This is a genomic window from Acinetobacter sp. A2, assembly GCF_012371325.1.
In the GTDB taxonomy this organism is placed as follows: domain Bacteria; phylum Pseudomonadota; class Gammaproteobacteria; order Pseudomonadales; family Moraxellaceae; genus Acinetobacter.
Map to the genome: position 1 here is coordinate 22,768 of NZ_JAAZQX010000028.1, position 8,623 is coordinate 31,390.

Below are 8,623 nucleotides of genomic sequence, written 5' to 3' on the forward strand. Positions count from 1 at the left end.
GCCACTTAGGCTTGATAGGCCAAAGAAGACGCAGAAATATCGGCAGTCGAATTTGGCAGGTTGCGAATGAGCAGGGCATAACGCATATCAACATCCGCAGGAACAGGAATTTCTACAATATGCCCTGAACCTTTGGCATCTTCAATCAAATTACCTTTTTTGTCTTTAATTTCGGTTAAGTTGAAGTAGATATTGCCCTGTGGTGTCATCAATTCTAACGAGTCGCCCACCACAAAACGGTTTTTCACATCAATTTTAATATAGTCGCCATTGCGCTCTAAAACTTCACCACAGAATTGTTGATGATCAAAACTAGATGAGCCTGTTTCGTAGTTTTGGTATTCGCTGTGAACATGGCGACGCAAGAAACCTTCGGTATAACCACGGTTGGCTAGACCTTCTAACTGTGTCATAAGCGCTGGGTCAAATGGTTTACCTGCCAACGCATCATCAATGGCTTTACGGTAAATTTGTGCGGTACGTGCACAGTAGAAATAAGACTTGGTACGACCTTCAATTTTAAGGGAGTGGATACCCATTTTAGTTAAACGATCTACGTGTTGTACCGCACGTAAATCTTTAGAATTCATAAAGTAAGTGCCGTGCTCATCTTCTTCGGCAGCAAACATATCTTCTTCATTACGTTGTAACAGTACAGGTTCGTTGAATTGATGCTGCGCCTGCATGTGCTGTTCATCTGCATCGGCTTCTGCTGAAATATTTTTGACAGGAATCACGTCGCCTGTTTCATCTTCAACAGCATCGTGAATTTTGTATTCCCAGCGGCAGGCATTGGTGCATGCACCTTGGTTGGCATCACGTTTATTCATATAGCCTGAAAGCATGCAGCGACCTGAATAGGCCATGCACAATGCGCCATGTACAAATACTTCAATTTCCATGCCAGGCACGTTGTTTTTAATTTCTTCGATTTCATCAATCGACAACTCACGTGAAAGAATGACACGAGTGAGTCCCATATTCTGCCAAAATTTCACCGTGGCCCAGTTCACGGCATTGGCCTGTACCGACAAATGCACAGGCATGTCAGGGAAGTTTTCACGCACCATCATAATCAGACCTGGGTCAGACATAATCAGGGCGTCAGGTTGCATCGCCACCACAGGTGCTAGGTCACGAATAAAGTTTTTCAGTTTGCTATTGTGTGGCTGGATGTTGACCACTACATAAAACTTTTTACCTAATTCATGGGCTTCTTGAATGCCAATGGCTAAATTGTCATGATCGAATTCATTGTTGCGCACGCGTAAACTGTAACGCGGCTGCCCTGCATAGACAGCATCTGCCCCATAAGCGAAGGCATAGCGCATATTTTTTAAAGAGCCAGCAGGAGAAAGAAGTTCGGTGACGTGGGAAATGGTCATGATCAAAAAAGCAATAGCAGAAATATGGCTTTATTGTATGAATCTAAATTTAGGATTCAACCTAGTAAATAGCTCGGGATTCAGAAGAAAACTCATGTTGACCATCAATATTTGGATATCAAAGATAGGTTTGCTGTGGATTAAAATTTAAAAATAAGTGATGAACTCAAAAAGAAATGCTGCAGATTGATCAGGGTAGCTAAATATGACAGTTTTGCTCAATCATCAGCAAGGCATAATCTTATTTGTTAAAATGAAATAAAGACTAGTTTGTCTTTTTAAATCAGCAGCATCATCTCAGTTGTATTTTGAAAGAAGGTGTATCTATGGCCTGTACTTGTAGTCATGAACCTGCACCCATTAAACCCAACAGTAAATTTAGAACAGCACTGTGGATTGCTTTGGTGATTAACCTGAGCATGTTTGTGGTGGAGTTGATTGGTGGTGCTTATGCACATTCATCTGCTTTATGGGCAGATTCGCTGGACTTTTTCGGCGATGCTGTGAATTACGGTATTTCACTGGCAGTGCTGAGCGCAAGTTTATATTGGCGTGCTACAGTGGCATTGCTGAAAGGTATGACTATGGCTTTGTTCGGTGTTGTTGTGTTGGGCAAGGTGATATATGCCTATGTGCAAGACATTCCTCCTGAAGCCATGACCATGGGTGTTATTGGCACAATCGCTTTGTTGGCCAATGTATTTACTGCTTATATTTTATTTACCTTCCGTGATGGTGATTCAAATATGAAATCGGTTTGGCTGTGTAGCCGAAACGATGCGATTGGTAATTTTGCAGTGATTTTAGCGGCCATTGGTGTGTTTGGCACAGGCAGTTTAATCCCTGACCTTGTGGTAGCAGTGATTATGGCCAGTTTAGGTTTAACCGCAGGTTATCATGTGATTCAACAAGCCTTGGCGGAGAGACGGATGAATGTGCCTGAATAAAAGAATAAATTTTAAATCTAATTTAGAAAACTCAGGTCAAACACTTTCCTGAGTTTTTTTAATGGTTGAGAAAGTTGAATTTGACGTCAAAAATATTTGAAAGTTATGCTGAATTGCTATTTACAAAAAATAATATATATCTAAAATTAAAAATAAATTGATGTATTTTAAATGATTTTAAAAATTATATTTATTATTTTTTTTGAATTGAGGGTTTAATGAAACTAATCAAACTAATTTCTATAGCAAGCCTAGTTGCTTTGGCTGGTTGCAGTTCTAAAGTTGTTACTTATGACACTGCGGGGCAGGTAATTGGTTCATGTGTGGCGACACAGGGCTTTATTTTAGGGGCAAAAGCGGTGTGTTATGGCGGTGCCAATTTACAAGGGATTAACTATTCTAAAGTAGATGAACGTACGGGTTTATTGCCTGCCGTACCGACCAATACGCAGATTTCGCTGCAACAAGATTAATTTTTTAAGAGGGGTAATCCAATGAAAATTTCTAGTTTAATCGCATTAACAGCGGCTATTTTAATGACAGGTTGTGCTTCAAAAGTTACGACTTATGATTCGAGTGGTCGTGTAATTGGTTCATGTCAAGCAGAGCGTGGTTTTGTAATTGGCGGTGGTGCACACTGTGAAGGGCGTGCCAACCAAGAAGGCCGTAGTGTACGCTAATTGATATTAAATATAAAACCGAGCATCAATGCTCGGTTTTTTATTTAAATAGACTATTTCTACATTCAATTATTTTTCAACGAAAGCACGTTCAATCACATAGTCACCTAGTTCACCCATACGTGGTGATTCTTTTAAACCGTGCTGATCAAGCAAAGATGCAACATCTTTTAAGAAAGCAGGGCTACCGCATAACATTGCACGGTCAGTTTCAGGGTTAAAACGTGGTAAACCAATTTTTTCAAATATTTCGCCAGACTCGATTGCTGTAGTCACACGACCTTGGTTTGGATATTCTTCCCGGGTCACTGTTGGGTAATACACAAGTTTTTCACGAATACCAAGTTCTTGGAAAAACTCATGATTTGGCAGTTCATTTAAGATTAAGTCTTGATATGCCAATTCAGAAATAAAACGAGTACCGTGTACGACAATGACTTTTTCAAAGCGTTCATACGTTTCTGGGTCACGAATGGTTGCTAAGAACGGTGCTAAACCTGTACCAGATGAAAGCAAGTATAAGTTTTTACCTGGATTTAAATCGTCAAGTACCAAAGTTCCTGTTGGCTTTTTAGAAACAAGTAACTCATCGCCAACTTTCACTTTTTGTAAAATTGAAGTAAGCGGGCCGTCAGGTACTTTAATAGAGAAGAATTCTAGTTCTTCTTCATAATTAGCACTGGCAATTGAGTAAGCGCGCATTAAGGGCTTGCCATTGACTTCCAGACCAATCATCACAAATTGACCGTTTTTAAAACGCAGTGACGTGTCACGGGTAGTTTTAAAACTGAATAGGGTGTCATTCCAGTGGTGTACGTGAGTAATCTTTTCGACGTTGAAAGCAGCCATTAAAGGTCTCAATAAATTATCAAATTAGAACAGCTTGCTATTCTAATCTAAATTCATTCTCTATAAACTGAATATATTTAATTGAGCTTATCAGAAAAAGTGATGAAGACTGATCTAAAAATGCCAATAATCGGATTTATGCATTCTCCCTACCGAGAAAAATTTGGTATTCCTCGTCAACCGAATCTGGTACAGGTCGAATCTTATATTGAAATGCAGGCGCCGTATAATGATGCACTGGCATTTGAAGGGATTGAAGCATTTAGTCATTTATGGTTAATTTGGCAGTTTCATGACAATAAAAATCAAATTGAAGATCAGCAAACAGCATCAACCCAGCAAAACAATAAGTTTCGTGCCCAAGTGCGCCCGCCACGTTTAGGCGGTAATCAAAAAATAGGTGTCTTTGCGACACGCAGTATGTATCGTCCTGCACCCATTGGTTTATCTGTGGTGCAATTTAAACAGGTCAAAAAAGTGGGTAAGTCACTCCGAATTTATGTGACAGGGGCAGATTTACTCCACGGTACGCCTATTTTAGACATTAAGCCCTATATTCAATATTCAGATGCTGTGCCTCATGCACAAAGTGGCTATGCGCAAGATGAGCCGATACGAAAAACAGTATTGTGGATGGAGACTGCTGAAATACAAAAAGCTGAGTTGCTCAGTTTAGGCTTGTTGCAGCCGCAGATTGTGCAGGAACTGGAACAGGTCTTGGCTTTAGACCCACGACCTGCATATCAGGATGACCCTGAGCGAATTTACAATATGCGTTTTGCAGATTTTGATGTGAGTTTTAAAGTTGATCTGAACTGCGTTTATATTTGCAAAATCGTCTTACTTCATACGGATTAAACCAACATATATAAAATACCGACCAAAACCAGCATGTGTAAAATTTGGGTCGGGGCAAAATATAAGGCAAATCGCAAACCACCAATCAGCGCAGCATTCACACATTTGGCAATGGCATGCGCAACCACACCTAAAATTAAGGCATAGAGTAATGTTTGCTGGCTAGGTGGGCCTTGCATCACCACTGTTGCAATGGCGGCATGAACTTCAAATAAAGATGCGAGTAAGGTCCCAATGATTAAGCCTGCATCGCCCAAGGTTTGTTCTAAGCCGTAAACCATTGCTTGAATGGCTGTTAAAGTCGCTACAATTATTGCAGCTTCTTTTAGGCTGAACATACGTGTGTCGGTTTCAGGTTTTGTTGTTGTGGTGCTTTTATGCTTTTTGAGCAGCCATACCCCTGCAACAGTGAGCACCAATATTCCTGCTAAACATGGCAGAATTAACAGCTTAAACCATGCCAAATTGACTCCCGCCACAATAATTAGCATTTGCGCAAGTGTTGCAACACAAGACATCAGAGCTGCACCAGCATTAGCACGTGCATCACCACGACCTGCACGCACTTCCATGCCTAAACTAGCAATGGTTGCTGTACTGGAAACAAAACCTGAAGCAATGGCAGAAAGCATGAGCGCATTACTGCTGGAAAGTAAGCGTTTAGCAATATGTGCCAACGCCTGCACACTTAAAATTAAAATCAGCAGTTTTAAAATCACATAAGGATTAAGGACATTGCCCCATAAAGGTGTATTGGGAGTCAATGGCAAAGCAATCAGCACTAGGGCCAATAAGAACAAGCCATCACGCAGTTCTGCTTCGGTAATCCATTGGCTGACAATACCATGCATGGTGTGTTTGGTCATGAGTAAGCCAGTCAAAATAACCGACAAACCCGCAGCAAGTGGAATATTCCACAAACACAATGCGCCTATAAAATAGGTCATAACAAAGGCCAATTCGGTGGTTGCACCGGGGTCATCTTCCGTTTGGTTTTTAAGGGAGTACAAACCAATTCCACCAACAATCAGTGCACCCACAATAGCGAGCGGTGTGCCAAATAAAAAGCAGATTGCACCTAACAGCGAGCAAATACCGAAGGTACGCACTCCCGCGAAGTGATGATGTTGTCCATTTCTCTTGCTGCGCTCACGCTCTAAACCAATGAGTAAACCACAGCCTAGCGCTGCTGCAAAAATGGTGAGCAGTTCGGGGAAATTGGTTGTGATTAAAGAGGGTGGTGTAAGTGAATCCACTGCAACATTCCAAATACAATACGCTATTTTAAACATCATATATTTGAAATGCGCTTATCGCTATTTAAGAATCGATTTTTCCAGTAAATTCCTGACTAGATTAAACAATACGGCATACATGAGTTGAAGAAGACATTCAGTCCTGAAAGTAAACTCTGCTATAGTAAACCCAGATTTTGGGGCAAATAACAATGAATTTTAATTTTGAGATAGACAGTACTTGGTGCTTAGAACAATTAGTCAAAGATGGCAAAATTACCGAGCGCGATCAGGCTTTGGTACAAACCACGCATCGTCAGCGTGACCAGTTAAAATGGCATCCGCTGCAATGGATTGCAAACTTTAATTTGGTCGATCAAAGCCATCCCCAAACGACACTTACCCTCAACCGTTTATGCCAGTGGCTGGCCGATAAAGCAGGCTTACCATTTTATATTATTGATCCTCTAAAAGCCGATGTTGCTGCTTTAACGGCAGTGATGTCACAAGAATTTGCATTGCGTAATCGCATATTAGCCGTTGAAATTACCGCAGATGCGGTGCTGATTGCGACAGACCAACCTTATAAAAATGAATGGGTCGCAAATTTAGAACGTAGTTTATTGCCTAAAAAAATTCAGCGAGTTTTGCTCAGTCCAGATCAACTGCAGCGTTATTTGGTTGAATATTACCAAGTCAGTCGCGCTGTTCATTCTTCGCAAAAATCTTCTGCGCATGACCGTGAAAATAAAGGGGTCGAAGCATTATTGCAATTGGGCGACACCCAAAACCCAGATGCCAATGATCAGCATATTGTGAAATTGGTGGATTGGGTGCTGCAATTTGCCTTTGAGCAGGGTGCAAGTGATATACACCTAGAACCACGTAAAGACACAGGTAAAGTGCGTTTTCGTATTGATGGGGTGCTGCATACCATCTACAACATGCCGGCCAATACGCTCACAGCAGTAATTTCCCGAATTAAAATTTTAGGTCGCATGAATGTCGCTGAAAAACGCAAGCCGCAAGATGGACGCTTAAAAACCCGAACACCTAAAGGACAAGAAACAGAACTGCGTTTATCGACCTTACCCACGGCATTTGGTGAAAAACTGGTCATGCGTATTTTTGATCCTGAAGTTCTGGTGCGCAGCTTTCAGCAGCTCGGTTTTGACAGTCGCTTACTGAACGAATGGTATGCACTGACGGCACATAGTCATGGCATTATTTTAGTGACAGGCCCAACAGGTTCGGGTAAAACCACCACCTTGTATTCTTCTCTGAAGCAATTGGCCACAGAAGAAGTCAATGTCTGTACTATTGAAGACCCAATTGAAATGTTAGAACCGAGTTTTAACCAAATGCAGGTCAATACCGCAATTGATCTTGGCTTTGCCGATGGGGTACGCGCCTTAATGCGTCAAGACCCAGACATTATTATGGTCGGGGAAATTCGTGATCATGATACGGCAAACATGGCAATTCAAGCGGCGCTCACAGGGCACTTGGTTTTATCTACACTACATACCAATGATGCACCATCAAGTTTGACTCGTTTGCATGATTTGGGTGTGCAACCGTTTTTAACAGCCGCCACAATTTTAGGAGTCTTGGCGCAGCGTTTGGTGCGTAAACTATGCCCACACTGTAAACAGGAAGGCTCAATCAATGAAAAAGATTGGGAACATTTGACCTTTGACTACATTATGGAAATGCCAGCACAGGTATTTAAACCGGTTGGATGTGATGAATGTCGTCAAACTGGCTATAAAGGTCGAGTCGGAATTTACGAATTTATGCCTTTAAGTTTGGATACCAAACAATTGATCAGCGCTAATGCCAATTTAAATGAATTGCGTCAGCAAGCTAAAAAAGAGGGGATTGAACCCTTGCGTATTGCAGGCGCACGAAAAGTTTTGGAAGGCGTGACTACATTAGAAGAAGTATTGCGTGTGGTGCCATTAAATTAAAAAAATGATGCAATCTTAAGATTCAGCTCATCTTACTTTGTTTTAATACATTTAACGAAATGAGCCACACAAAAAAGGTGAAGCAATGAAATTTACAATGAAAGCAGTATTGATGGCGGGTTTAATGGCAGCAGCATCAGTTACGATGGCAGATGACACTATTAACACCCAAGCACTGCATAAAAATGTGACGGTGAAACAAGCCCTAAGCTTAAAAGATGACAGCAAAGTGCAGTTAAAAGGCTATGTCGTTAAAGCCATTGGTGATGAAAAATATCAGTTCCGTGATAGCACGGGCACCATCACTGTTGATATTGATGATGATTTATGGAATGGCAAAGCAGTTTCTGCCAAAACGCCTGTAACTTTAATTGGTGAAGTGGATGTAGACCACAAACCTGCAAAACGTGTTGAAATTGATGTAGATCAGGTGCGCTACTAAGTTTGTGCAGTGTAAAGACAAGATTCATTTTACATCGTCTTGATCTCACTAAAAAACCACATACGCCATAAGGTGTATGTGGTTTTATTAATTTAAGGCTTATTCCAAGCACGAATGATTTTAATAATGAACAGAGTAATTAACTATAACTAAAAATATAGACAAATATTTGCATAAGTTCTCATTTTGTCTATGTCGATTCAGTAGTGGCAAGGTGGGTATTTATTAGAGATTTAAATGATTATCTTTTGTATTTT

The 8,623-nt window shown here is 40.9% G+C and carries 9 protein-coding genes; 6 read left to right on the forward strand and 3 right to left on the reverse strand.

The window, feature by feature from the left end; translation table 11 throughout:
* Nucleotides 1–5: 5 nt before the first annotated feature.
* Nucleotides 6–1,385: a tRNA 5-hydroxyuridine modification protein YegQ gene (gene yegQ, locus HHA43_RS10475; protein ID WP_168461162.1), complete on the reverse strand. Its 1,380-nt coding sequence runs from the start codon at nt 1,383–1,385 to the stop codon at nt 6–8.
* Between the two features lie 326 nt (nt 1,386–1,711).
* Between yegQ and HHA43_RS10480 the strand changes: the two genes are divergently transcribed.
* The 3 genes from HHA43_RS10480 to HHA43_RS10490 all read left to right on the forward strand — a co-directional run bounded on the left by HHA43_RS10480 (nt 1,712) and on the right by HHA43_RS10490 (nt 3,012).
* Nucleotides 1,712–2,332 carry a cation transporter gene (locus HHA43_RS10480; protein ID WP_168419238.1) on the forward strand — a complete coding sequence of 207 codons (621 nt, stop codon included), beginning with the start codon at nt 1,712–1,714 and terminating at the stop codon, nt 2,330–2,332.
* A gap of 218 nt (nt 2,333–2,550) precedes the next feature.
* Complete coding sequence (locus tag HHA43_RS10485; protein WP_168419239.1) at nt 2,551–2,805, forward strand: hypothetical protein; 255 nt, start codon at nt 2,551–2,553, stop codon at nt 2,803–2,805.
* A gap of 21 nt (nt 2,806–2,826) precedes the next feature.
* Complete coding sequence (locus tag HHA43_RS10490) at nt 2,827–3,012, forward strand: hypothetical protein (protein ID WP_168419240.1); 186 nt, start codon at nt 2,827–2,829, stop codon at nt 3,010–3,012.
* 69 nt (nt 3,013–3,081) lie between these two features.
* Here HHA43_RS10490 and HHA43_RS10495 read toward each other — a convergent pair whose 3' ends face one another.
* The gene (locus tag HHA43_RS10495) at nt 3,082–3,861 is read right to left on the reverse strand and encodes a ferredoxin--NADP reductase (RefSeq protein ID WP_168419241.1); all 780 of its coding nucleotides are present in this window, start codon (nt 3,859–3,861) and stop codon (nt 3,082–3,084) included.
* 102 nt (nt 3,862–3,963) lie between these two features.
* Here HHA43_RS10495 and tsaA point away from each other — a divergent pair, with 102 nt between their 5' ends.
* Nucleotides 3,964–4,719 (forward strand): tRNA (N6-threonylcarbamoyladenosine(37)-N6)-methyltransferase TrmO, encoded by a 756-nt coding sequence (tsaA, locus tag HHA43_RS10500; protein WP_168419242.1) that lies wholly within the window; start codon nt 3,964–3,966, stop codon nt 4,717–4,719.
* Here the strand turns inward: tsaA and HHA43_RS10505 are convergent.
* Nucleotides 4,716–6,011, reverse strand: coding sequence for a DUF4010 domain-containing protein (locus HHA43_RS10505; protein ID WP_252726726.1), 1,296 nt, complete (start codon nt 6,009–6,011; stop codon nt 4,716–4,718). The genes tsaA and HHA43_RS10505 overlap by 4 nt on opposite strands.
* 155 nt (nt 6,012–6,166) lie before the next feature.
* On the opposite strand from HHA43_RS10505, the gene HHA43_RS10510 reads away from it, so the two are divergent.
* Both HHA43_RS10510 and HHA43_RS10515 read left to right on the forward strand, forming a co-directional pair.
* Nucleotides 6,167–7,924, forward strand: a complete 1,758-nt coding sequence (locus HHA43_RS10510) for a GspE/PulE family protein (RefSeq protein ID WP_168419243.1) — start codon at nt 6,167–6,169, stop codon at nt 7,922–7,924.
* A gap of 85 nt (nt 7,925–8,009) precedes the next feature.
* A complete protein-coding gene (locus tag HHA43_RS10515; protein ID WP_168419244.1) occupies nt 8,010–8,366 on the forward strand; it encodes a NirD/YgiW/YdeI family stress tolerance protein in 357 nt (118 codons plus the stop codon).
* The last annotated feature ends 257 nt before the right edge of the window (nt 8,367–8,623 follow it).

Coding starts and splice junctions, on each gene's coding strand:
- yegQ (WP_168461162.1), bottom strand. CDS start 1,385: ATGACCATTTCCCACGTCACCGAACTTCTTTCTCCTGCTGGCTCTTTA.
- HHA43_RS10480 (WP_168419238.1), top strand. CDS start 1,712: ATGGCCTGTACTTGTAGTCATGAACCTGCACCCATTAAACCCAACAGT.
- HHA43_RS10485 (WP_168419239.1), top strand. CDS start 2,551: ATGAAACTAATCAAACTAATTTCTATAGCAAGCCTAGTTGCTTTGGCT.
- HHA43_RS10490 (WP_168419240.1), top strand. CDS start 2,827: ATGAAAATTTCTAGTTTAATCGCATTAACAGCGGCTATTTTAATGACA.
- HHA43_RS10495 (WP_168419241.1), bottom strand. CDS start 3,861: ATGGCTGCTTTCAACGTCGAAAAGATTACTCACGTACACCACTGGAAT.
- tsaA (WP_168419242.1), top strand. CDS start 3,964: ATGAAGACTGATCTAAAAATGCCAATAATCGGATTTATGCATTCTCCC.
- HHA43_RS10505 (WP_252726726.1), bottom strand. CDS start 6,011: ATGTTTAAAATAGCGTATTGTATTTGGAATGTTGCAGTGGATTCACTT.
- HHA43_RS10510 (WP_168419243.1), top strand. CDS start 6,167: ATGAATTTTAATTTTGAGATAGACAGTACTTGGTGCTTAGAACAATTA.
- HHA43_RS10515 (WP_168419244.1), top strand. CDS start 8,010: ATGAAATTTACAATGAAAGCAGTATTGATGGCGGGTTTAATGGCAGCA.